A 24,183-nucleotide genomic window follows, 5' to 3' on the forward strand; every position below is an offset into this window, starting at 1 on the left:
GATAATCTCTAAGTTATATTTATAAAGGTGGGATAAAGATGATACCATTGTGTATACCTGAAATTAGAGGGAATGAATGGAAATATATAAAGGAGTGTTTAGATACTAATTGGGTTTCTTCAGTAGGTAAATTTGTTGATAAGTTTGAAGAAGAATTTGCAAAATACAATAATGCTAAATCGGCTGTAGTTACTATGAATGGTACAGCTGCTCTTCAATTAGCTTTAGTTACTTTAGGAATCGGTGAAGGTGATGAAGTTATTGTACCATCTATGACTTTTATATCTTCTGTAAATTCAATAAAATATGTTGGGGCAGTACCGGTATTTGTTGATGTAGAGAGAGATACTTTTGTTATGGATGTTAGTAAAGTAGAAGGGTTAATTACAGAAAAAACTAAAGCTATAATGCCGGTCCATATTTATGGATATCCAGTTGAGATGGATGAGCTTAATAGAATTGCCAAAAAACATAATTTATATGTCATAGAAGATGCAACAGAGGCATTAGGAACGACTTATAAAGGAAAATTAGCAGGAACTCTAGGAGATATAGGTTGTTTTAGTTTTAATGGTAACAAATTAATAACAACTGGAGCAGGTGGAATGCTAATTACTAATAACGAGGAAGTTGGTAAAAGAGCTAAGTATTTATCAAATCAAACTAAAACTATAACAGAAAATGGAGCTATGCACCATGAAGAAATCGGTTATAACTTTAGAATGCCTAATATATTGGCAGCTATGGGGTTAGCTCAACTTGAAAATGTGGATGCTTACTTAGAGGTTAAAAGAAGAAATGCAAAATTATATAATGATTTATTAAAGGATGTTGAAGGGATATCTTTAATAAAGGAAGTTGATTATATAAATAATTGTTATTGGCTTTATTCAATTTTAGTAGAAGATAATTTTAAGATGTCAAGAGATGAACTTTTAGAATTATTAAAAGAGAATGGGATTCAAGCAAGACCTTTCTTTTTACCGGTGCATGATATGAAGCCTTATTATGGAAGTAAATGTAGTTCTATGGAAGGTACTATTGATGTAAGCAATAGAGGAATTAATTTACCTAGCTCAGTATCATTGACTCAAGAAGAGGTAAGGAAAATTTGTGACATTATAAAAGGTTAGTTGTAAGTAAAAAAGTGCTATTTTTTATAGCACTTATTTTATTTTATTAATAAAATTATTAAAAACGTTGAATTAGCAGTGTTAAGCCTGTATAATTTATAATGACTTAGTAAAAAAAACAATGCTATTTTATTCCATTTTAGTAGCCCATTAAATAATGGGAGGATATAAAATGAAAAAATTAAAACAAATAGCTATATTTGCTTTGTGTATGTTTATTTTTAATATAGTTTCTCCAAATATAATATCATTTGCAGAAACTAAAGAAGAATCTAAAGTTCAATTAGAAGAAAATATAAACATCCAAGCAGAGACTCAAAAAGATAATATTAAAGAAGAAATAGAAAAAAGTGAAGGGGGAGAGAATGGGGAAAGTTTAACAAATAGTGTTGATAATTCAATAGAAGATAGTGTAGATACACCAATAGAAGATAGTGTAGATAATTCTAAAGAAATCAATAATGAATCTAATACTGTGTTAAAATTAGAAGATAAAGAAAATTATAGTACTTTATCTACATTAAGTTCTGAATCAACTATAATTTCAAAGGTTGAGAATCCTGTAATGGATCATCAATTAACAGATGCTTTTCAAATAAGAGGTTATGCTGTTAGTAAGGATGGGATAAGTAAAGTTGAAATATATTTAGATAATAATAAAATTGCAACGGCAACGTATGGAATTGAAAGAAAAGATGTAGGTAGTAAATATCCTGATTATCCTAATTCTAATAATAGTGGATTTAAATATAACTTTACAAATGTTTCAAATGGTAAACATGTTATAAAAGTAAGTGTTTTAGATACTAAAGGTAATAGCTCGGATACTATAATAAATATAAATGTAAATAATAACAAAACTAAGATAATGGGATTAGGATCATTAGACAGGGTTCAAATGATTAATATCCTAAGAAGTAATAATACAAAACTTGATTTAAAATACATAGTTGATTTTGTTGATATTACAATTAATGAAGCTAAAATTGAAGGCATAAATCATGATATATTATTTGCACAAATGATGCATGAAACAGGATACTTAAAATTTGGAGGAGATGTTAAGCCGGAGCAAAATAATTTTGCTGGAATTGGTGCAACTGGTAATGGGAATCCGGGAAATAGCTTTCCAAGTGTTGAGATTGGTATAAGGGCAGTAGTTCAGCATTTAAAGGCATATGCATCCACAGAGCCCTTAAAGCAGGCTGTTGTTGATCCAAGATTTGATTATGTTAGAAGAGGAAGCGCAATTTATATTGAACATTTAGGAATACCAGAAAATCCAGAGGGAAATGGATGGGCCGCAGCAAAAGGATATGGATATAATATTTTAAATATAATCTCTCAGATAAATAATGAATCAAAAATTCTTAATTTTGCTGTTTTAAATGATATTTCAATCTCAGGAAAACAGGCTACAGGTTCAAAGGTAACAGTTACTGCAAATGCAACACCTTCAGAGGATACATTGTATAGAATTTGGGCTTGTAATAGAGATACCGAAAAATGGACTTTATTAAGTGATTGGAGTTCTAAAAGAACTGCTGATTTTTATCCTGATAAGGCTGGAAATTATAGTTTTGTTGTACATGTAAAACATAAAAATTCTAAAACTGAATCACAAGATCATTATATTAATAAGGATTTTAAGGTTGAAGTTGGTAGTTCAAGTGTTACTTCTTTTAATGTTAGTGGTTCTAAGTTTGTAAAATCTAATATAACATTGACAGCAAAGGCAGATCCAGAATCAAGTAGTTTATACAGGTTTAAGGTATATGATGTATCAAATAGAAGTTGGACAACTATACAGGATTATAGTAGTAAAAATACTGCTGTATTTACGCCACAAAAGGTTGGTAGCTATAAGGTTTATGTTGATGTAAAGTATAAAGAAAGCACTAAGGATAGTGATGATTCAAGAGCTATAGACTTGAGTATAAGTAATCCATATTCAAAGGTGACTTCATTAAATGTAACTGGAAATAAAATGGTTAATGAAATATTAACTATGACAGCAGGAGCTGATCCTTCATCGGAGACATTGTATAAGTTGTGGGTATGTGATAGAAGTACAGATACATGGACAGTATTAAGTGATTGGAGTACAAAGAATACTACAACATTTACTCCTAAAAAATCAGGAACTTATAGCTTTGTAGTACATGTAAAACACAGAAATAGTAGTACAAAGGCTCAAGATGATTATAAGTCTATAGATGTTAATGTTTCTTCAAAAACGTCAATAGCAACAACACTTAATGTTAATGGTGATAAAATTGTTAATTCAACTATCACAATGACAGCTGGAGCTAATCCTTCAGCAGATACTTTATATAAATTATGGGTATGCGATAGAAGCACGGATACGTGGACAGTATTAAGTGATTGGAGTACAAAAAACACAGCAACATTTACACCTAAAAAGTCAGGAACATATAGTTTTGTTGTTCATGTTAAGCATAAAAATAGTGAAACAAAAACTCAAGATAGCTATAAATCAGTAGATGTAAATGTAACATCTCCAAAATCAACAGTATCATCATTAAGTGTAACAGGAAATAAAATTGTTAATGAGAAATTAACCATGACGGCAAACGGAACACCAGCAGCAGATACATTATATAAATTATGGGTATGTGATAGAAGTACAGATACGTGGACAGTATTGAGTGATTGGAGTACAAATAATACTACTACATTTGTACCAAAAAAATCAGGAACATATAGTTTTGTAGTGCATGTTAAGCATAAAAATAGTGGAACAAAGACTCAAGATAGCTATAAATCAGTAGATGTAAATGTTACAGCTCCAAAATCAACAGTATCGTCGTTAAATGTAACGGGGAATAAAATGGTTAATGAAACATTAACCATGACAGCAAGTGGAACACCAGCGGATGACACATTATATAAATTATGGGTATGTGATAGAAGTACAGATACATGGACAGTCTTAAGTGATTGGAGTGCAAAAAATACAGCAACATTTGTACCTAAAAAATCAGGAACATATAGTTTTGTAGTTCATGTAAAGCACAAAAATAGTGGAACAAATACTCAAGATAATTATAAATCAATTGATATAAAGGTTGGAGATGCAAAATCTACAGCTAAATCAATTAGTGTTTCAGGAGAAAAGTATGTTGGATCAAAACTTACAATGACAGCAACAGCAGATCCATCAGCAAGCACTTTATATAAGTTATGGGTATGTGATAGAAGTACAGATACATGGACAGTGTTAAGTGATTGGAGCACAAAAAACACAGCAGATTTTACACCGAAGAAAGCAGGAACATATTCTTTGGTGGTGCATGTAAAACATAAGAATAGTAGTACTACAAGCCAAGATAGTTACAAATCTGTGGATATTAATGTTCAGTATAAAAAATCAACTGTAAAGAGTTTGAATCTATCTGGAAATGGAGAAATTGGACAACCTATCACAATAACAGCGATGGCAGATCCTGCAGGAGATACATTGTATAAGTTATGGGTATGTGATAGGAGCACAGATACATGGACGGTATTAAGTGATTGGAGCAGCAAGAATACAGCTACTTTTACACCTAAAAAGAAGGGGTATTATTCGTTTGTGGTTCATGTAAAAAATAAATACTCAACTTCAAATAGCCAAGAAGACTATTTATCAAAGGATATTTATGCTTATGAAAAAAATAAAGCAACTGCAATTTCACTTGATGTTACCGGAACATATAAAGTTAATAATAAAATCTCTATTAATGCTTTAGCTGAACCACAAAAAGATGTGTATTACAAGATTTGGATATGTGATAGAGTAACAGAAACTTGGACTTTGTTAAGTGACTGGAGTACAACTAGAACTTCATCTTTTACACCGAAAACATCTGGAACTTATAGTGTAGTAGTACATGTGAAACATAAAAATAGTACAGCTGAAAAAGATGATTATATAGCTAAGGATATATCTGTAAAACCAAATAATACACTTATAGTTATTGATCCTGGGCATAATTATGGTGGTGACTCTGGGGCTCAATATGCGCATAGTGGAATAACTTATAATGAAACAATTTTAAATATGGAAGTAGCATCAAAACTAAAGCAAGAGTTAATATCTAGAGGATTTGATGTTGTAATGACAAGAGAGGAATCAGATAGGGATACAATTCCTATGAGAGAGAGTTTAGAAAAAAGGGTTAAACTAGCAAATGATTTAAATGCAGATTTATTTGTTAGTATTCACCATAATTCTAATCCGGATGCAAGAGCAAATGGTGTAGAAGTATATTATAGTAGCGCTACGCCGTTGGCTGGAACAAGTAATATACAAAATGGGCTAAAAGGCAAGATTAGTTCAAGTCAACTTCTTGCTAAAAATATGGTAGATAATATAGCTAAAGAACTAGGTTATTATAATAGAGGGGCTAAGGATGAGGATTTTTATGTAGTTAAAAATACTCTTATGCCATCTGTATTAGTTGAATGTGGATTTATATCAAATCCTAGTGAAGCTAAAAAATTAGCAGATAGAAATAATCAATTAAAGCTTGCTAAGATACTAGCTGATCAAATTCAAAAACAATTTTAAGAAAATATTAATAAAAGAGTAATAGGAATCTGTTACTCTTTTATTTTTTTTATTATAAAATATATATGATATAATTAGTTATATTATTAATATTAGTAACAAAATAATATAAGGAGAATACTTATGAATATTTTAGCAATTATACCTGCAAGAGGAGGCTCTAAGGGAGTCTATAGAAAAAATGTAAGAGATTTAAACGGAAAACCACTAATTAGTTATACTATTGAGGCGGCTAAAAAAAGCAAGTATATAAATAGATTAGTAGTATCAACTGATGATTTTGAAATAGCAGAGACATCTAAAAAGTATGGTGCAGAGATTCCTTGTTTAAGACCTGAAGATTTATCAGGAGATGTGGCACCAACAGTAGATTGTGTAGTACATATGTTAAATTACTTAAAGGAAAGTGAAGGATACATACCAACTCATGTTATGTTGCTACAATGTACTTCTCCATTAAGAAACTTTAAACATATTAATGAAGCTGTTGAAAAACTTAAAAGTAGTAGTGAGAATGCCTTAATATCAGTTTGTGAAAGTGAAGTTAATCCTTATTGGACAAATGTTTTTGATGGCGAGCTTTTAAAGCCATTTATAAAGGATGGATATAAAATAACTAGAAGACAGGATCTTCCGGATGTTTATAGAATTAACGGAGCTATTTATTTAATAGAAACGGAATTGCTTTTAAAAGAAAAAACTTTTCAACCCAGTAGTTTAACTGGATATGTTATGGACTCTTATTATTCAATAGATATAGATACTGAGCTAGATTTTAAAATAGCTGAGGTAATAATGAATGAATTATTTGAAAAGGATTCTAAATAGGAGAAGTATAAATGAGTAGTAAGAAAAGTTTAATTAAAAATTCAGGTATTTATAGTTTAGTTCAGATTTTACAAAAGGCTATAGGATTATTCTTATTGCCAGTTTATACAAGTTTACTATCGCCGGCTGATAAAGGAATAACCGATGTTATTCAACCAATAGTTGCATTTTTATCGATTTTTTATACTTTATCATTAAATTCTGCAGTAGTTAGATTCTATGTAGATTATAAGGAAAATAATAAAAAATTAAAAGAATTTTGGGGTACTTGTATAGCTTTTGTTATATTAAATAGTTTTATAATGACGATTATTCTAATAGTATTTAAAGATATAATATTATTACCAATGGCTAAGGGAATTAATTTTTATCCCTATATATTATTAGGATTAATATCTATTACTTTTAATCCGATTTATACAATTTTTCAAAGTACTTTACAAGCAAGAGAAGAAAGTTCAACCTATGGATTAAATAATTTGCTATATTTTATTATAAACCTATCTTTAAATATATTATTTGTAGTAGTATTTAGGATTGGAGCTTTAGGTGTTTTATTATCTTTAGCTATAACAGATACAATATTTTTTATTTATACATTAATAAAATTTATACCAACAATAACAATAAAAATAAAGAAGAGTTACTTAATTCAAGCTCTTAAGTACTCTTTACCATTACTTCCTCATTCCTTATCAGGTTGGGCTGTATCTATGATAGATAGAATTTTTTTAAATGGGTATGAAGGATTAGCTGTACCGGCCATATATTCAACTGGAGCTCAGTTCGCTAATATAATTAATGTTATAACAGTTGCAGTGAATCAAGCATATGTACCTTGGTTTTTTTCGAAGATGAAAGATAAGGATAAGAATGAAGCTGAAATAGTTAAAACGGCAGAATATATAACAATTATATATTGCTTTTTAGCTATGGGGATGTCTTTATTTGGACCAGAAATATTTAAAATCATGGTCGATGATGCTTATAGTGAAGGATGGAAGGTAATCCCTTTATTAAGCTTTTCTTTTGTTTTTAATGGTATATATTATTTTTATGTTAATCCATTATTTTACAATAAAAAAGGTGTAAAATTTATTGCTTTAGGGACATTTACTGGAGCGATTTTAAATTCAATATTAAATATAATATTTATACCTAAATATTCGATGATGGGAGCTGCATTAGCAAGTTTAATAGCAATGTTAGTATCTTGTTTATTAGTTTATTTAATATCTAAAAAAATTGAACCTATAAAACTAAGTATTATTAAGCTGATTTTTATTTCAGGAATATTTTTATGTATATCAATGCTATCTTTTGTAATAGTTGGAGTAAGTTTTTGGGTGTCTATTTTAATAAAATCGACAATAGTTTTAATTTTATTATTATGCTTGATATTAGTGTATAAAAATGACTTTTTAAAATATATAAAATTAATTATTATTAGGTTTAAAAAACGCTAGTTTAATGAAGATTGTAAGATTAAGATTTATAGACAATGTTTATAATAAGTAGTATAATTATTAAAGAAATTTGCAAGAAATGTAGATAAAATTCAGATATAATGTAAATTGTGGAGGTAATCCTATGAAAAAATGGAGAATGCTGATATTAGCATGTATAGATATATTTCTGGTAAATATGGCATATTTAATAGTAATAAATATGATATATTCAGATGAATTTAGAAAGATAGTTACCATATATAAGGAAGATTGTATTGTAGTTAGTTTAATTTATTTAATTAGCTTTTTCATTTTTAGAATGTATAGTTCTCTTTGGCATTTGACAGGAACTGATGAATTTTTGCTTGGAGTTGGTGGAAGTGTATTAGCAGGTGGATTATCAATTGTCTATACTAGGTTTTTTGGAAACGTGATTCCTTTAAATGTTAGTGTTCTATCTGTAGTGTTAGTTATATGTTTTGTATTGGGAATAAGAATTTTATATAGAGTTTATAGACGTATGTTAATATATACTCCATATAAATATTCTCCAGATCAAAAGAGAGTAATGATAGTTGGTGCGGGTTCAGCAGGAACAATGATTATTAATGAAATTCTTTCAAGAAGAGATTTGAAATTAAATCCTGTCGTGCTTATAGATGACAATCCATATAAGAAAAGAAAAAGAATTTCAGGAATAAAGGTTCAAGGGACAATTAATGATATACCTAGAATTGCTGAGGAAAAAAGAATTGATTTAATAATAATAGCTATTCCTTCTTTAAAAAATGAAGAAAAGGCTAAATTAATTGATATTTGTAAACAAACTAAGTGTAAGTTAAAAATAATACCAGGTATTTATGAAATAATATCTGGAAAAGCGAGTGTTAGTAAGATAAAGGATGTAGAATTAGAGGATTTATTAGGAAGGGATCCTATTGTTCTTGATAATGACGGAATATCTGATTATTTAACAGGTAAAACAGTTTTAGTAACTGGTGGCGGAGGATCTATTGGATCAGAGTTGTGTAGGCAAATTGCAACTTATAATCCAAGTAAGCTTATTATATTTGATGTATATGAGAACAATGCTTACGATATACAAAATGAATTATGGGCAAAGTATCCTGACTTATATGTTAAGACTTTAATAGGCTCAATAAGAGATGAAAAAAGACTAGAGGAACTTTTCAAATATTATGAAATAGATGTTGTTTTTCATGCAGCGGCTCATAAGCATGTACCTCTGATGGAAGATAGTCCAAAAGAAGCAATAAAAAATAATGTTTTTGGGACATTAAATTTAGCAAAACAGGTTGATAAACATAAGGTGAAGAAGTTTGTTATGATTTCAACTGATAAAGCTGTTAACCCAACTAATATAATGGGAGCAACTAAAAGACTGTGTGAAATGATAGTTCAAGCAATGAATAAAGAAAGCAAAACTGATTTTGTAGCAGTTAGATTTGGTAATGTTCTTGGAAGTAATGGGTCAGTTGTACCATTATTTAAAAGACAAATTGCAGAAGGTGGTCCTGTTACTGTAACACATAAAAATATTACTAGATATTTTATGTTGATTCCTGAAGCAGCTCAACTAGTACTACAAGCTGGAGCTTTTGCAAAAGGTGGAGAAGTATTTGTATTAGATATGGGTAAACCAGTAAAGATTTATGATTTAGCATGTGATTTAATAAGGTTATCAGGTTTTGAACCGGAAAAAGATATTAAAATAAAGTTTACTGGACTTAGACCAGGGGAAAAATTATATGAAGAATTATTAATGAGTGAAGAAGGTTTAGGAAATACTACTCATAATAAAATATATATTGGAAAACCGACTTTTGAGAGTATGGATAAGCTACAAGTGAAATTAAATATGCTTAAAGAATTATTAAAAGAAGATAATAATGAAAAAATAAAGGATATGATGGAAAACATAGTTCCGACATATCATAGAGTAGATAAGAATGAAGTAGCTGTAGATAAAGATAAGTAAATAGTTATAAAATTTATAAGGAACTATAGTGATATAGTTCCTTATAAATTAAGTAGGTAAATTTGGAGGAAATATGATAAAAATCTTAATTAATAAGAATGAAATCTATGTTATAAAAAATGGAGAAAAAAAAGCTATAGATAAAAACATATTAGATTTTAATATTAATGAAAAAATTGATAACTTTATAAATAAATTTGAATCGCAAGAAATAAATTCTATTGGAATAAAAGATATTTATACATATGATGGAATAGAAGTATATAATTTTGCCAGAGGAACTATTTATAATAAAGTGAGTGATTTAATATATAAATTCTTATTAATTGAAGCTATAGTAAAGACATATAGTAATGAAGAAATAAAAATACTTACTAATGATTTAGCATATAAATATATCGCAGAAGAGACATTTAATATATCTTGCGAAAAATTAGTTGAGAATGTTGAAAATAGAAATAGTAAAGGTAATAAGTTTAAGAAAATTATAAGAATAGTCAATGGTTTTTTATATTTGGTAATGTATAAACTTAGAAAGACTAAAAAGGATAATATATTGTTTATGACCCATTGTAGTGATATAAATAGTATTAAGATTGAAGATAGAAATATTAATTATGATTGCCAATTTGGAGAAGTTTTAAGTACATTTAAGAAGGAAAAAAATGTATTTAGAATTCAGTATTTAAATAATGATTCAGTTTTAGAAAAGAGTAATAATATTGGCAGAGATTTATTTCCTTTTGAAAATTTTATAATTTTAAAAAAGACTTTATATAAAATTAAATTAGATAATAATAAGATAAATGATAAATTATATTTGCTTAAAGATTTTGATTTATATATTCATGGATATAATTTATATAATTTCTTAAATGAGTTTTTATTTAGTAGTTTAAAAGATATATTTGATAGCTATATATATGAAATTTATTCTTATAAAAAATTTTTGAAATTATTAAGAATTGATAAAATTATATGTACTGATGAAGCTGATAGAGCAAGGTGCTTAATTTTTTCAGGTAATAAATTAAATATACCTACATATGCAATTCAACACGGTATAATTTCAGAGGCTTCTGTTTCATATTTTATTCCATCAGATGCGAAGGTATATATTCCTAAGAAAACTTTTGTATGGGGAGAGGAATTTAAAGAAAAATTAATTAAAGGTACAAAGGTATATGATGGTAATAATACTTTAGTTGTAGGACAGACTAGAACAGATTATTTATATAAAAAAATTCATAATCTAAATTTAGAAAATAGTAAAAGTGAAAAAATCAAAATTTTATATGCAACTCAATATATTGAAAGCTTAGCAAAAGAAGCAACAGAATTTTTATTTAGTACTTTATCAAGTTTTGAAAAAGAATATGAAATTATTGTAAAATTACATCCTAGTGATACTTTATTCGAAATGTATGATGAAATGGTAAAAAGGTATAACATAAAAAATATTAAGATAAGTAAAAATATTGATATATATGATGCTATAATGTGGTCGGATGTAGTAGTAAGTGCACATTCTACCGTGAATTTAGAAGCTGCTATATTAAATAAACCGTCTATATGCTTACTTTTAAAAAATTATTGGGATCAAGGTAATTTTGTTAAAAACAATATATCTAGAGGTGCTAAAAATAAAGATGAACTTTTAAACTTACTAAATGATTTAAAATGGGAAATTAATTATAAGTATATTAAGAGAAATTTTTATAAAATAGATGGTTTAGTTTCAGAACGTATTAAAAAGATTATTAATAATGATTGAAGGAGTTTATATGAATAATAAAGAAAAATATCTTAAATTTTGTGAACAGATTAATGTTAATATATTTGTTCAGCCTTTTTGGTTGGATGCAGTAGTAGGAAGTGAAAATTGGGATGTTATAGTAAATGAAAAGGGTGGTAAGATTTTGGGGGTTTTACCTTATTCTTTTGAAAAAACAAAAAAAGGAATGATTATAAAAGAAGGAAAAATAACTCAAAAAAGTGGAATATATATAAATTATCCTCAAAATCAAAAATATACTTCTAAATTATCCTTTGAAAGAAAAGTAATTAATAGTTTAATAGGAGAATTAGAAAGAAAAGATATAAAAAGTTATTCTCAAAATTTTGATTATTCATTTACGAATTGGTTACCTTTCTACTGGAAAAATTATAATCAAACAACAAGATATAGTTATATTATAGAAGATACTTCTAATTATGAAGAGATATATAATGAAATAGATTCTACTACTAAAAATGTTATTAGGAAAGCTGAAAAAGTTGTTAAAGTCAAAAAAGGAATGACTGTAGAGGAATTTTATAAAATTAATAAAATGACTTTTGATAGAAAAAATATGGAGATGCCATATGATATTAGTACTTTAAAAAAAATAGACAAAGTATGTAATGATAGAAACTGTAGAGAAATTTTTTATGCTGAAGATGAAAAAAATAATATTCATGCAGCAATTTATGTTGTATGGGATAAAGAAAGTATGTATTATTTATTAGGTGGAATAAATCCAGATTATAAAAATTCAAATTCAACTTCATTATTATTATTGGAAGCAATAAAGTCAGCGTGTGACATGGGAATAAAATTTGATTTTGAAGGTTCTATGAATAAAGATATTGAAAAGTTTTTTAGTTCATTTGGAGGAATTCAAAAACAATATTTTACAATAGCTAAAGATTTTAAATTTGATTTAAGAAAATCGATTATAACATTTGTTTTGGGAGCACCTAAGTTAAAAAACTTAATAAAAAAATTTATAAAATAATATAAGAGAGGTTTATTATGATTTGGATAGATATAAATGAAGATGAATTTATACTTGAAAAAAAGTATACTTTTGACTTAATATTTTCTACTTTAGGAATTAATTATGAGTTTTTAGAAAATAAAAATCAAATAAGAGATAATGATTTAGTGATTTGTTATTCTTCTATATTTGAAAAAAAATTTGTGAATAAATTTATCTGGATTAAAGAAAGTAAAAATTTATTTAATAAATATTATCTAAAGTCAGAACCACAATATAATGTTAAAAAGTTAGATTTAGAAAAAAATATTAAATCTATAAAAAATATTATATCTATCTTTTCAAATGAGGATAAATTATTAGATAATAAAGATAATGGAATATATTTATATGCAGATATAATTTCAGACATATTTTTTATGGTAACAAGATATGAAGAAGTTATTTCTGAAGATAAAGATAATCACGAGAGATTTCTTTTAGAAAAATCCTTAGCATATAAATATAAATTTTTAGATAGACCTATTGTGAATGAGCAAATTGAATTAATTTTAAGTTTATTGAAAAGTATAGATGAAAAAATAGAAAAGAAAAAAAGATTTGGGAATAAGGAATTTATATTTTTTTTAAGTCATGATATTGATTCTATTTTTAAGTATAAAGATAAATTTATTAGGACTATTGGAGTGAAAATATTAAGAGAAAAAAATATAGGTTCTTCAATAGAAGCTATAAAAAATTATTTTAAAGTTATAAAGAACAAAGATAATGATCCATTTTGGAAGTTTAATTATCTATTAAATATTGAAGAACAAAATAATATTTCAGCATCATATTATTTTATGTCTGGAGGAGAAACAGGAAAGGATAATTATTATAATATTAATAATAAAGTATTAAAGGATATATTTAAAAGAATAAAAAGTAATTCAAGCGAAATTGGAATCCATGGAAGTTATAACAGTTATAATAATTCAGAGATATTAAATAATGAGAAAAGTAAAATTGATAAGTTTTCTACTGTAGTAGGTATTAGACAACACTATTTAAGATTTATAGTTCCTAATACATGGAATATACAAGAAAAATGTAATTTAAAGTATGATACGACTTTAGGATATGCAAAATATGCAGGATTTAGGGCTGGTATATGTACACCATATAAACCTTTTGATGTATTGAATAAAAGAGTTATTAATATTTTAGAAATACCGCTAATAGTAATGGATGGAACTATATCAGAAGAACAATATATGGGTTTAAAACCTCAAGAAGCTAAAGAGTATGTTAAAGAACTTATTAATAAGATTATAGATGTTAATGGAATATTTTCTTTGCTATGGCATAATTCTAGTTTAGATGAGAATTCCTTTTGGAAAGAGTGGATAGAAGTATATGAAGATATAGTAGGGTATTGCATAAGTAAAAATGCATTATCAGTTTCGGGTGATAATATAGTTAAGTTATATAATTAGATATAGTCAATGTTTAGAGGGAGTTGGAGACATATAAATGAAGAGCTTAAATAAAAATTATTATTATATTATTTTATGTTCTGTTTTAGAGATTTTATCAATTATTACATTATGGGGAACAGAAGCAAAATTAACTTTTTTAGCGTCTATATTTGGAATTCCTTTTGTATTTTTAATTATTTGGTATATGGATAAATCATATGAAAATACAATCCTTGCTACTTTTTTTAGTATATTTTTATTACCATTAAGTGGATATATATTTTTGAGAATAGGATTATTAGATAAGCAATGGATGTTTTATACAGTATTTTATTTTATTATTTTATTTTTTCTTATTAAAAACGGAATGTTTAAAAGAATAAATAGAGATAAGAATATAATAAAAAATAAATATATTAGATTTATTCTTCTTGCAATGATTATAATAAATGTTTTTTTTGCTTTTAATAAACAAGTATCGATTATGATAATACTATTATCATTTTTACCATTTATATTTTTGTTTTATATTGTGAGAACTTCAAATTTTAAGGATAAAAAATCATTTTATAATAAAATTTTGGAAGCATCTATTTTAGGTGCATTAATATCAGTAGCTCCAGATTTCTTTTATTATATGCTATCTTTAATTAAGGGGAGTACAGAAAAGTTATATGGGCCTCTTGGATCTAATGCAATATTAGCATATTCTTTATTAATGTTTATAATTGTATTGGGAAAATGGGCCAAAGAAAAAGGAATAAAAAACAGATGGACTCTTTATGTTATTGGATTTAGTTTATCAATAGGAATTCAAAGATCAAGAGGAGCCTTGATTGCTATTTTTTCTATATTTATATTGTATTTAATTTTTAATGTTAAGAATTGGAAAAAATATGGCGTAGTATTTTTAATAGTTGGAATAATGGTTTCAGCAAATGTTTTTTCAAGACCAGATGTATCGGATGAAGATACAATAAATGAGATACATACTATTATAGAAAAACCGAATAATTCCAATAATAAAGGTAATCAAAAAATTAAGCAGGTAATTATTAAAGTAATAGAATCTCAAAGCAGAACAAGACAAATTATATGGAAATCTGCTTTAGAAATAACTAATGATTATACATATACAGGTGTAGGATTAGGAAATTTTAAATATTTCTTTAATGAATATTCAGGAACAACTAAGTCTTATATAGATGCTCATAATTTACTATTAAATTTTTCAGCGGAAGTAGGAGTTCCTTTTATGTTGATAGCATTAATTTTAATAGTAAAAATGGGGATTGATTCATTAATTGGATATTTTAAAACAAAGGATAAAACTAGAATAACATATCTATCTTTAGGAATAGTTATTGCTGTATTTTTTATTTATGGAAATTTAACAGGAATAGCATTTAATTTTACTGGAGAGATATATAGTTTTTCAAGTACATTCATGATGTTATTTATTTTGTTTTATATGGATTATATTAATGAATTTGTTTAGAGGTGTGAATTATGAAGATTTGTTTTCTAGGTGATGCTGGAAGTATACATACAAGAAGATGGATAGAATTTTTTAGAGATACAGGAAATGAAGTTCATCTAATATCTTTTAGAAAGGCTGATATTAATGGAGTTAAGCTTTATTATATGGGTGATTCTATAAATATAGATAGTGATGGTGGCAATAAGCAATATCTTAAAAAGATATTTAAAATTAAAAATATAATAAAGCAAATTAATCCGGATTTAATTAATGCTCATTATTTAACAAGTTATGGTTTTATTGGGAGTATAGTTAAAGGTAAAATTCCTTTTGTAGTTTCAACTTGGGGAACAGATATACTAGTAACCCCTAAAAAAAATAAAGTTTATAAATTATTAACTGAATATGTTTTAAAAAAATGTGATTTAGTAACATCGGATTCAGATTATATGAGTGAAGAAATAATAAAATTAAAAGCTGATAAAAATAAAGTTCTTACAGTACCTATGGGTGTTAGTTTATCTGATATAAATATTGAAAATATAAAAGAGGAAAGAGAAAAAATATTTTTAAGTATGAGAACATTATGTGAAAATTCTAATATAGAATGTATTTTAGATGCTTTTAAAAGAGTTTTAGAAAAGTATAATGATTCAAAGCTTATAATTACTAATTCAGGAAGTAGTGAAAAGCAGATTTTAAATTATATTAAAGAGTTAAGGATAGAAGATAGAGTTGATTTTAAAGGTTTTATTAACAGAGATCAGTTGTTTGAATTATTAAATAATGGATTAACATTTGTTTCAATACCTACTTCTGATTCAACATCAGTAACTCTCTTGGAAAGTATGATAAGTGGAAGCTTTCCAATAGTATCTGACTTGCCGGCTAATAGGGAGTGGATAGAAAATGGTGTTAATGGCTTAATTTTAGATGAATTTGATTCGAAAGAATTAAGCAAATTAATGATAAGAACAATTGAAGATAAAGAACTTATAGAATCCTCAAGAAAATTAAATAAGAAAATTATTAAAGAAAGAGCAATATGGGAAGATAATATGAATATGGTAATAAACTCATATAAAGCAATTTTGAAATAGAAAATAGCTGTATCTAATTAATTTAGATACAGCCTTCTTATTATTGAGAAATTATGCTTGAAATTATTTCAGCAGCATTTCCATCGCCAAAAACCATTTGTGGCTTAGTAGTAGGTGTAAAATTATGTATTGCATTTTTTATTTTTTCTACATCACTACCAACTAGTATATTCCATCCATTATTTATAGTTTCCACCCATTCTGTTTCATCTCGCATAGTTATACAAGGAATTTCTAAGAAATAAGCTTCTTTTTGAATTCCGCCACTATCAGTAACTATTTTTTTTGCATGATTCATTAATTTTATCATATCTAAATAACCTACAGGTTCAATGATTTTAATTTTATTAGATATAGTAATATTATAATCTTTAATAAATTTTTTAGTTCTAGGATGAAGTGGTAGTATAATATTTTCATTAGAATTATTTAAAGCTTTTATTATATTTGAAAGTCTATTTATATCATTTGTATTTTCAGCTCTATGAATTGTTGATAATATATAATTCTTAGATTCTAAATTTAACACAGAAAGAATATTAGACTTTAGTTCAGCTTTTTCTTTAAATAAATTAATTGCATCGAACATAACATCACCAGTATTATGTACACCATTAGTAATTCCCTCTTTATTTAAATTATCTACTGCTGTCTTTGATGGAACAAATAAATACTTTGATATATGGTCAGTTAGTATTCTATTTTGTTCTTCTGGCATATTCTTATTGAAACTTCTCAATCCAGCTTCTATATGAGCTATTGGTATTAGCAATTTGCTTCCAACTAAAGCTCCTGCTAAAGTAGAATTGGTATCACCATAGACTAATATCATATCCGGTTTTTCTTTAAGGCATATTTCCTCTAGAGCTATTAGCATTTTACCTGTTTGATAGCCATGATTACCAGAGCCTATTTCTAAATTATAGTCAGGTTTTGGTATTCCTAATTCTTCAAAGAAAATATCGGACATATTTGAATCATAGTGTTGACCAGTATGTACTAAGATTTCTTGATGATTTTCTCTTAGTTTATTTGAAACAGCAGCAGCTTTAATAAATTGAGGTCTAGCCCCAATGACTGTTAAAATTTTCATTTTATTCCTCCTGATAAATATAAATAAAATAATACTTAACAATATATTATCATAGTTATTAGAAAGAGAGAATACTTAGAGTATATAGACAACAAACATTTATTTATAGTATAATTAAATTTAGTTTTAATATGAGAAAATATTTTTATATAAATTGTGAGGTATTTATATGAAGAAAAATGTATTATTTATTGCATATCATTTTCCGCCTATTGGTGGAAGTGGAGTTCAAAGAAGTTTAAAGTATGTAAAGTATCTACCTAGCAATGGATATAATCCTATAGTTGCAACAGTTAAAGAGGGACATAATTTTGCATATGATTACGGAATGTTAAAAGAAATTCCAGAGAATGTTAAGGTTTATAGATCTAATTCTGGAGAAATGCTTTGGCTTAGAGAAATTATTGAAAAAGTAAATGAATTTCTAAGTAAATTAAGAACTTCTTCTAAAGAAGAAGTTGTAGAAGAGAATAAGGGTAATTCCGAAAATAAGGATACAATAAAAGATAAGATATTTAGATATTTAGAATATAATTATTATGTTCCTGATACAAAAATTAGATGGTATAAACATGCCATTAGGAATATAAAAAATATAATTTTAAAAGAAAATAAAATTGATGTTATCTATTCTACATCAGCTCCATACACTGATCACTTAATCGCTATGGAAATAAAGAAAAAAACTAATAAGCCTTGGGTTGCAGATTTCAGAGATCCATGGATAGGAAATGACTCTATTATGGGGAGATATAGTGAAAAAAGAATTAAAAAAGAAAAGGAAATGGAGCTTCAAGTTGTAACCTTAGCAGACATAGTTATTAATGTAACTGATCCTATTACAGAAATGTATAAAAAGAGATATCCACAATTCAAGAATAAATTTATAACTATAACTAATGGTTTTGATGGCGGAGATAAGGATTCTATAAAAAGGTATAATAATACTAAGTTTAAAATAAGTTATGCAGGTTTATTAGACTCTTCAAGAACACCTAAAAGCTTAATAATAGCTTTAGAGAATATTTTTTCTAAAAATCAAGAATTAGCAAAGGATCTGGTTGTAGATTTTACTGGCTATGTATCAGACGACTTGATAAATATGATAAATAATTCAAAAATATCAAAGAATATAAATGTTAATTCTTATGTTGAACATAAGGAGATATTAAATATTATGGCTAATTCAAATATAAATTTAATTATTTTACCTGATATAGAGGAAAGTAAGGGTGTTTTTACAGGAAAAATATTTGACTATATATTAGCTGAAAGGCCAATTTTAGGGATAATGCCAGATGATGGAGTAGCTGCAAAGTTAATAAATGAAAATAATATTGGTTTAGCGGTTAATCATAATGATATAGATAAAATAGAGGAATTTATATTAGAAGAATATAAAAAATTCAAAAGTGGATATGATTTAAATACCGATAGTATTGGTAAATGTTCACAATATGATAGAAGAAATTTAACTAAGCAATTAGTAGAAGTATTTAATAAGTTAACATAATTGAAATGTGGTTAGTTAAAAAAGTATTAAAGGAAGATTAATATGTTGAATAAAATTATTAAGAGGATGTTTGATTTTATAGCATCTTTAATTGGATGTATAATTTTAATTCCAGTTTTTATTATCATATCTATATTAATTAAATTTGACTCAAGAGGACCTATATTATTTAAGCAAAAAAGAGTAGGTCAAGATGGAAAAGTATTCGAAATATTGAAATATAGAACTATGATAGTAGATGCTGAAAAGATAGGTAAGCAGATTACTGTTGGTAATGACTCTAGAATAACAAAGGTTGGTAAGTTCTTAAGAAAATATAAATTAGATGAATTGCCACAGTTATTTAATGTATTAAAAGGAGATATGAGCTTAGTCGGACCTAGACCAGAAGTACCTAAGTATGTTAAGCTTTATAATGAAAGTGAAAGAGAAGTGCTTAAGGTTAAGCCAGGAATTACTGATTTTGCTTCAATAGAATATAGGGATGAAAATGAAATTTTAGGGACAGTAGAAAATCCTGAGGAATATTACATCAATGTAATTATGAAACATAAACTTCAGTTGAATTTGAAGTATATATCTAAAAATAATATATTTTTAGATATAAAAATTATACTAAAAACCTTATTAAAATGTTTAAAATAAGTTATTGAAGGTGGTTAATATGAAAAAACTTAATTTTGCAATTATTGGTTGTGGAAGAATTTCATATAAACATGTGGAAGGATTATATGAAAATAAAGATTTAGCTAATTTAGCTGCAACATGTGATGTTAAAATAGAACTTGCTGATGCTAAGGCTAAAGAGTACATTGAGAAAATGAATGATAATTCCTTAAAAGTTGGTGTATATGAAGATTATAAGGAAATGCTTGAAAAGGAAGATATAGATGTAGTAACTATTGCTACTGAAAGTGGATATCATGCTGAAATTGCAATTTATTGCATGAATAAAGGAAAGCATGTAATAGTTGAAAAGCCTATGGCTATGTCAATAGATGATGCAAATGAAATGATTGAAGTTGCAAAGAAAAATAATGTTAAATTATCTGTAGCTCATCAAAATAGATTTAATAAGCCAATTCAAAAGTTAAGAGAAGCTGTTGAAGGTAACAAACTTGGAAGAATAATGAATGGTACTGCAAGAATCCTTTGGAGAAGAGATGACAATTATTATAAGCAAGCTCCATGGAGAGGCACTTGGGATTTAGATGGTGGTACTCTAATGAATCAATGTATTCATAATATAGATTTATTACAATGGATGATAGGATCTGAAGTTGAGAGAGTATATGCAGAATGTGATACTTTTAGGAATCCAATTGAAGGAGAAGACTTTGGTGCTATAGTAATTAGATTTAAAAATGGCAGTATAGGAATAGTAGAAGGTAGTGCAGTTGTTTATCCAAAGAACTTAGAAGAAACATTAAGTGTATTTGGTACTGAGGGAACTGTAGTAATAGGTGGTCTTGCTGTTAATGAACTTAAGACTTGGAGATTTGAAGGCGAAGATGAGGAGGCTGTTAAAAAGGATTTACAAGTTCAAATAGATAGTGTTTATGGCAAGGGACATACTCCATTATTTAAAGATGTAATAGAAGCCATAAATGAAGATAGAAAACCATATGTAAGTGCTGAAGATGCAATAGTTCCTTTATCTATTATTTTAGCAGCTTATAAGTCAAGAAAGACAGGTATGCCTGTAAACTTCCCATTAAGTAATTTTTCAAGTTCTGATATGAAAAATTAACTTTAAGGAAATCTTAAGATTAAAGCAATTTATTAAGGAAAAATTAATTGAATTAAAAGGTAATATTCCATATAATACTAAGTGTACTACGTAGAATGATACACTTAGTATTTTTTTTATTCTTTAGGAGGAATATATATGAAAAAATCACTTTTTTTAGCTTTAGGTGGGGTTGTATTAGCTTTTTTCATGGTATCAGCTTTTGGTAATAGGGAAAGGTTATATGAGAAAAAAGAAAATTTTAAAACACCTGAAGAAGTTATAGCAAATTTTATTGGATATATAAATACTTATGAAAATGTAAAAACTGATAATGGCTATTATAATGTACCTTCTAGGGAATTTTTAGAAAGTATATCAGAAAGGTATAGATTATATGTAGGTGAAAAGGGTTGGGGAAAATATATTAATGAATCAATACCAATTATATTTAGGTATGAACTTGAAGAAGTAGAATATGATTCTTTAAGTAGTATAAAAACAAATTATGAGGATTCATTTAAAAACATAGGTAAATATAATAGAGATCATAATCCTAGAGTGTTTAGATTAGATGGATATGGATCCCATAATTTAAATATTGAAAAGTATGATGTAAATGAAGATGGAACAGTGGAAAATGATTTTAATGATATAGAAATGCCAATAACTATATATTTATTCGTAGTGGATGAAGGCGAAGGATATGTAATTGATTATTATACAAGTGTATATCAATAATATAAAGTTGAGGTAGTATTATGTTAAAAATAGATTCTAGAATTAGTGTTCCAATATATGAACAAGTTATTATTGGAATTAAGGAGCTTATAATTAAAGGTGTTCTTAAAGAAGGAGATAAGTTACCTTCAGTTAGAGAATTATCCTCCCTTTTAACTATAAACCCTAATACAGTAAGCAAGGCTTATACAGAGTTAGAAAAGGAGAATATAGTTGAGGTTATAAAGGGGAAGGGTACCTTTATATCAAATAACTATAAAAATAATATTTCCAAGGAAAAGTTAAACAAATTAGTTATAGATTTTAAGAGGCTTATATTAGAAGCAAATTACTTAGGTCTTGAGGAAAAGGACTTAATTACTTTATTGAGTCAAGGATTCAAAGAAATAAGAGGTGGGGTATAATATGCTAGAGTTAAAAAACTTCTCTTTAAATTACGGAGAAAGTCAAATTTTAGATAACATAAGTTTTTCCTTAGATAAAGGGAAAATACTAGGTATAGTTGGACCAAGTGGAGTAGGAAAAACCTCATTAATTAAAGGGATTGTTGGGATTTATAAGGGAACCTCAGGAACTTTAACTTATGATGGGGAAAAAATATATGATAATTCTAATGTTAAAAGAAAGATTGCTTATGTTCCAGATGAACATAATAGCTTTTATTTAATAACTTTAAGGGAAATAGTTAACTTCTATAAATCTTTATATCCTAATTTTGATGATGAAAAATTTTATAAAATTAATAGAATATTTAAAATCCCACTAAATAAGAGATTTTTACAATTATCTAAGGGAATGAAAATGAGGGTTAACTTAATGATTGCATTTTCTTTAAATTCAGAACTTTTAATTTTAGATGAACCTACATCTGGATTAGATCCTATTTTAAAGGAAAAAGTTCTTAAAATAATCATGGAAGAGGTTTCAAATGGTGATAAGTCTGTTATAATAAGTTCTCATAATTTAATAGAACTTGAAAGAATATGTGATGAGGTTTTAATTCTTAATGAGGGAAAGATTGAATATCATAATTCCTTAGATAATATAAAGCGCAATATCAAGAAGATTCAAGTAGCCTTTGATATGCCTGTATATGAAGAGGACTTAAATTTTAATGGTATATTTAATATTAAACAAGTAGGAAGAGTCTTTACTATTGTAATAGAGGATAATGATAATGAGTTTAAGGAATTTATTAAGAAGTTTAATCCTTTATTTGTTGAGGAAATAGACTTGAGCTTAGAGGAAGTCTTTATAAATAGAATAGAAGGGAAGGTAAGTGATGAAGAAGTATTTAAATAAGAGTTTATTTTATCAAGGAGATGCAAATATTTTTATTCCCTTATGTATTGTTTATATAGCAGCTTTCATACTTACTTTAATAAGCGTAAATAATTTCTTTACTTATGATATAAGGCAGTATCTGTATAACCCAATAAATATAAGGTATGTCTTTTCTATAGATGGAATAATAATATTAGGAGCTTATATTTCTATTATTTATATAATTACAGTTGGAATATTCAAAAGAAAAAAATGGTCAACCTTCTTGTCTGGACCATTTTCTAGAATGGACATTAGAATAAGAGAATTAATAATAATAGTAATGTCAGTATTTATATATATTATTATATTTTTAGCTATTATCTTTAAAAATTATATTCAATATTATGATACTTTAAAGTATATTAATGATTTTAATATAATAATCCTTTTTGATATTTTAAGAATAATTAGTATTTCAACTTTAATAATAGGAATTTTATCAATATTAGATACTGTTTTTGCTAATTTATACTATTTGATTGGTGCTGGAATATTTTCTTTTCTTTACTTAGTATTTCTTATGGTTAATTATAATCCAATATTAAGTTATTATATTAATGGGCAAGTATATGGATTAAGATATATTTATAATGGATTAATGGAATATATAGGGGCATATACTATAGGAAATGTTATTTCAAGCTTTCAGATTATTTGTATATCAAGTTTTTTCATAATTATTGGATTAGTATTAATTTTTATTTCAAAATTATTGACTAATAGGATGTTAGTAGAAAATATGAATGAGGGTATAATATTTGATTTTCCTAAAAAATTATCATGTTTTATTATAATAACCTTTGTAGGAATAGCTAGTGCTCCTTTTATAAGTAGTGTTTTAGATGAAATTTATTTTAGGTATTCTTTAGGGGAATATGAATTAGTCTTACTAAGAACTGCAATAATAGTTGTAGTAAGTATAATTGCATATTTTGTTTTTAGAAACTTTAAAAAAGAAAAAAAGGATGTTTATTATTAATGAGATTAAAAAGGTGCTTTTAACA

18 protein-coding genes are annotated in these 24,183 nt (G+C 26.5%); 17 read left to right on the top strand and 1 reads right to left on the bottom strand.

The features are described from left to right. The first annotated feature begins 38 nt into the window (after positions 1–38). The 10 genes from BN6774_RS04790 to BN6774_RS04835 all read left to right on the top strand — a co-directional run bounded on the left by BN6774_RS04790 (position 39) and on the right by BN6774_RS04835 (position 16,777). A complete protein-coding gene (locus tag BN6774_RS04790) occupies positions 39–1,133 on the top strand; it encodes a LegC family aminotransferase (RefSeq protein WP_066890594.1) in 1,095 nt (364 codons plus the stop codon). 172 nt (positions 1,134–1,305) lie between these two features. After that, entirely contained in the window at positions 1,306–5,706 is a 4,401-nt protein-coding gene (locus tag BN6774_RS04795; protein WP_066890597.1) for an N-acetylmuramoyl-L-alanine amidase, read from the top strand. 117 nt (positions 5,707–5,823) lie between these two features. Continuing rightward, complete coding sequence (locus BN6774_RS04800; protein ID WP_106404258.1) at positions 5,824–6,534, top strand: acylneuraminate cytidylyltransferase family protein; 711 nt, start codon at positions 5,824–5,826, stop codon at positions 6,532–6,534. An 11-nt stretch (positions 6,535–6,545) separates the two neighbouring features. Next, positions 6,546–8,000, top strand: coding sequence for a lipopolysaccharide biosynthesis protein (locus BN6774_RS04805; RefSeq protein ID WP_066890603.1), 1,455 nt, complete (start codon positions 6,546–6,548; stop codon positions 7,998–8,000). Positions 8,001–8,124: 124 nt separating this feature from the next. Then, positions 8,125–9,981 carry a polysaccharide biosynthesis protein gene (locus BN6774_RS04810; protein WP_066890606.1) on the top strand — a complete coding sequence of 619 codons (1,857 nt, stop codon included), beginning with the start codon at positions 8,125–8,127 and terminating at the stop codon, positions 9,979–9,981. A gap of 73 nt (positions 9,982–10,054) precedes the next feature. Then, the gene (locus BN6774_RS04815) at positions 10,055–11,755 is read left to right on the top strand and encodes a UDP-N-acetylglucosamine 2-epimerase (RefSeq protein WP_066890609.1); all 1,701 of its coding nucleotides are present in this window, start codon (positions 10,055–10,057) and stop codon (positions 11,753–11,755) included. 10 nt (positions 11,756–11,765) lie between these two features. Then, positions 11,766–12,758, top strand: coding sequence for a GNAT family N-acetyltransferase (locus tag BN6774_RS04820; RefSeq protein ID WP_066890612.1), 993 nt, complete (start codon positions 11,766–11,768; stop codon positions 12,756–12,758). 17 nt (positions 12,759–12,775) lie between these two features. Continuing rightward, complete coding sequence (locus BN6774_RS04825; protein ID WP_066890615.1) at positions 12,776–14,215, top strand: polysaccharide deacetylase family protein; 1,440 nt, start codon at positions 12,776–12,778, stop codon at positions 14,213–14,215. 37 nt (positions 14,216–14,252) lie between these two features. Further along, on the top strand, positions 14,253–15,695 hold the full coding sequence (locus BN6774_RS04830) for an O-antigen ligase family protein (protein ID WP_066890618.1): 1,443 nt from the start codon (positions 14,253–14,255) through the stop codon (positions 15,693–15,695). Positions 15,696–15,706: 11 nt separating this feature from the next. Next, on the top strand, positions 15,707–16,777 hold the full coding sequence (locus tag BN6774_RS04835) for a glycosyltransferase family 4 protein (RefSeq protein ID WP_066890621.1): 1,071 nt from the start codon (positions 15,707–15,709) through the stop codon (positions 16,775–16,777). Positions 16,778–16,817: 40 nt separating this feature from the next. On the opposite strand, the gene wecB is transcribed toward BN6774_RS04835, so the two are convergent. Further along, positions 16,818–17,870 (bottom strand): non-hydrolyzing UDP-N-acetylglucosamine 2-epimerase, encoded by a 1,053-nt coding sequence (gene wecB, locus BN6774_RS04840; RefSeq protein WP_066890624.1) that lies wholly within the window; start codon positions 17,868–17,870, stop codon positions 16,818–16,820. A 169-nt stretch (positions 17,871–18,039) separates the two neighbouring features. Here wecB and BN6774_RS04845 point away from each other — a divergent pair, with 169 nt between their 5' ends. The 7 genes from BN6774_RS04845 (at position 18,040) to BN6774_RS04875 (ending at position 24,158) form a co-directional block, all read left to right on the top strand. Then, a complete protein-coding gene (locus BN6774_RS04845; RefSeq protein ID WP_066890627.1) occupies positions 18,040–19,383 on the top strand; it encodes a glycosyltransferase family protein in 1,344 nt (447 codons plus the stop codon). A 36-nt stretch (positions 19,384–19,419) separates the two neighbouring features. Further along, positions 19,420–20,028 carry a sugar transferase gene (locus BN6774_RS04850; protein ID WP_066890630.1) on the top strand — a complete coding sequence of 203 codons (609 nt, stop codon included), beginning with the start codon at positions 19,420–19,422 and terminating at the stop codon, positions 20,026–20,028. A gap of 19 nt (positions 20,029–20,047) precedes the next feature. After that, positions 20,048–21,133 carry a Gfo/Idh/MocA family protein gene (locus BN6774_RS04855; protein ID WP_066890633.1) on the top strand — a complete coding sequence of 362 codons (1,086 nt, stop codon included), beginning with the start codon at positions 20,048–20,050 and terminating at the stop codon, positions 21,131–21,133. 138 nt (positions 21,134–21,271) lie between these two features. Next, positions 21,272–21,853 carry a hypothetical protein gene (locus tag BN6774_RS04860; RefSeq protein WP_066890636.1) on the top strand — a complete coding sequence of 194 codons (582 nt, stop codon included), beginning with the start codon at positions 21,272–21,274 and terminating at the stop codon, positions 21,851–21,853. Between the two features lie 20 nt (positions 21,854–21,873). Next, on the top strand, positions 21,874–22,257 hold the full coding sequence (locus BN6774_RS04865) for a GntR family transcriptional regulator (RefSeq protein ID WP_066890639.1): 384 nt from the start codon (positions 21,874–21,876) through the stop codon (positions 22,255–22,257). 1 nt (position 22,258) lies between these two features. Beyond that, on the top strand, positions 22,259–23,155 hold the full coding sequence (locus tag BN6774_RS04870) for an ABC transporter ATP-binding protein (protein WP_066890641.1): 897 nt from the start codon (positions 22,259–22,261) through the stop codon (positions 23,153–23,155). Continuing rightward, entirely contained in the window at positions 23,136–24,158 is a 1,023-nt protein-coding gene (locus BN6774_RS04875; protein WP_066890644.1) for a hypothetical protein, read from the top strand. The genes BN6774_RS04870 and BN6774_RS04875 overlap by 20 nt, the downstream gene beginning before the upstream one ends. Positions 24,159–24,183 lie beyond the last annotated feature (25 nt).

It is taken from the genome of Clostridium nigeriense (assembly GCF_900086595.1).
Lineage (GTDB): Bacteria > Bacillota > Clostridia > Clostridiales > Clostridiaceae > Clostridium > Clostridium nigeriense.

Excerpts from the sequence above, each read along its gene's own strand:
- BN6774_RS04790 (WP_066890594.1), top strand. The coding sequence starts at position 39 with ATGATACCATTGTGTATACCTGAAATTAGAGGGAATGAATGGAAATAT.
- BN6774_RS04795 (WP_066890597.1), top strand. The coding sequence starts at position 1,306 with ATGAAAAAATTAAAACAAATAGCTATATTTGCTTTGTGTATGTTTATT.
- BN6774_RS04805 (WP_066890603.1), top strand. The coding sequence starts at position 6,546 with ATGAGTAGTAAGAAAAGTTTAATTAAAAATTCAGGTATTTATAGTTTA.
- BN6774_RS04810 (WP_066890606.1), top strand. The coding sequence starts at position 8,125 with ATGAAAAAATGGAGAATGCTGATATTAGCATGTATAGATATATTTCTG.
- BN6774_RS04815 (WP_066890609.1), top strand. The coding sequence starts at position 10,055 with ATGATAAAAATCTTAATTAATAAGAATGAAATCTATGTTATAAAAAAT.
- BN6774_RS04820 (WP_066890612.1), top strand. The coding sequence starts at position 11,766 with ATGAATAATAAAGAAAAATATCTTAAATTTTGTGAACAGATTAATGTT.
- BN6774_RS04825 (WP_066890615.1), top strand. The coding sequence starts at position 12,776 with ATGATTTGGATAGATATAAATGAAGATGAATTTATACTTGAAAAAAAG.
- BN6774_RS04830 (WP_066890618.1), top strand. The coding sequence starts at position 14,253 with ATGAAGAGCTTAAATAAAAATTATTATTATATTATTTTATGTTCTGTT.
- BN6774_RS04835 (WP_066890621.1), top strand. The coding sequence starts at position 15,707 with ATGAAGATTTGTTTTCTAGGTGATGCTGGAAGTATACATACAAGAAGA.
- wecB (WP_066890624.1), bottom strand. The coding sequence starts at position 17,870 with ATGAAAATTTTAACAGTCATTGGGGCTAGACCTCAATTTATTAAAGCT.
- BN6774_RS04845 (WP_066890627.1), top strand. The coding sequence starts at position 18,040 with ATGAAGAAAAATGTATTATTTATTGCATATCATTTTCCGCCTATTGGT.
- BN6774_RS04855 (WP_066890633.1), top strand. The coding sequence starts at position 20,048 with ATGAAAAAACTTAATTTTGCAATTATTGGTTGTGGAAGAATTTCATAT.
- BN6774_RS04860 (WP_066890636.1), top strand. The coding sequence starts at position 21,272 with ATGAAAAAATCACTTTTTTTAGCTTTAGGTGGGGTTGTATTAGCTTTT.
- BN6774_RS04865 (WP_066890639.1), top strand. The coding sequence starts at position 21,874 with ATGTTAAAAATAGATTCTAGAATTAGTGTTCCAATATATGAACAAGTT.
- BN6774_RS04870 (WP_066890641.1), top strand. The coding sequence starts at position 22,259 with ATGCTAGAGTTAAAAAACTTCTCTTTAAATTACGGAGAAAGTCAAATT.
- BN6774_RS04875 (WP_066890644.1), top strand. The coding sequence starts at position 23,136 with ATGAAGAAGTATTTAAATAAGAGTTTATTTTATCAAGGAGATGCAAAT.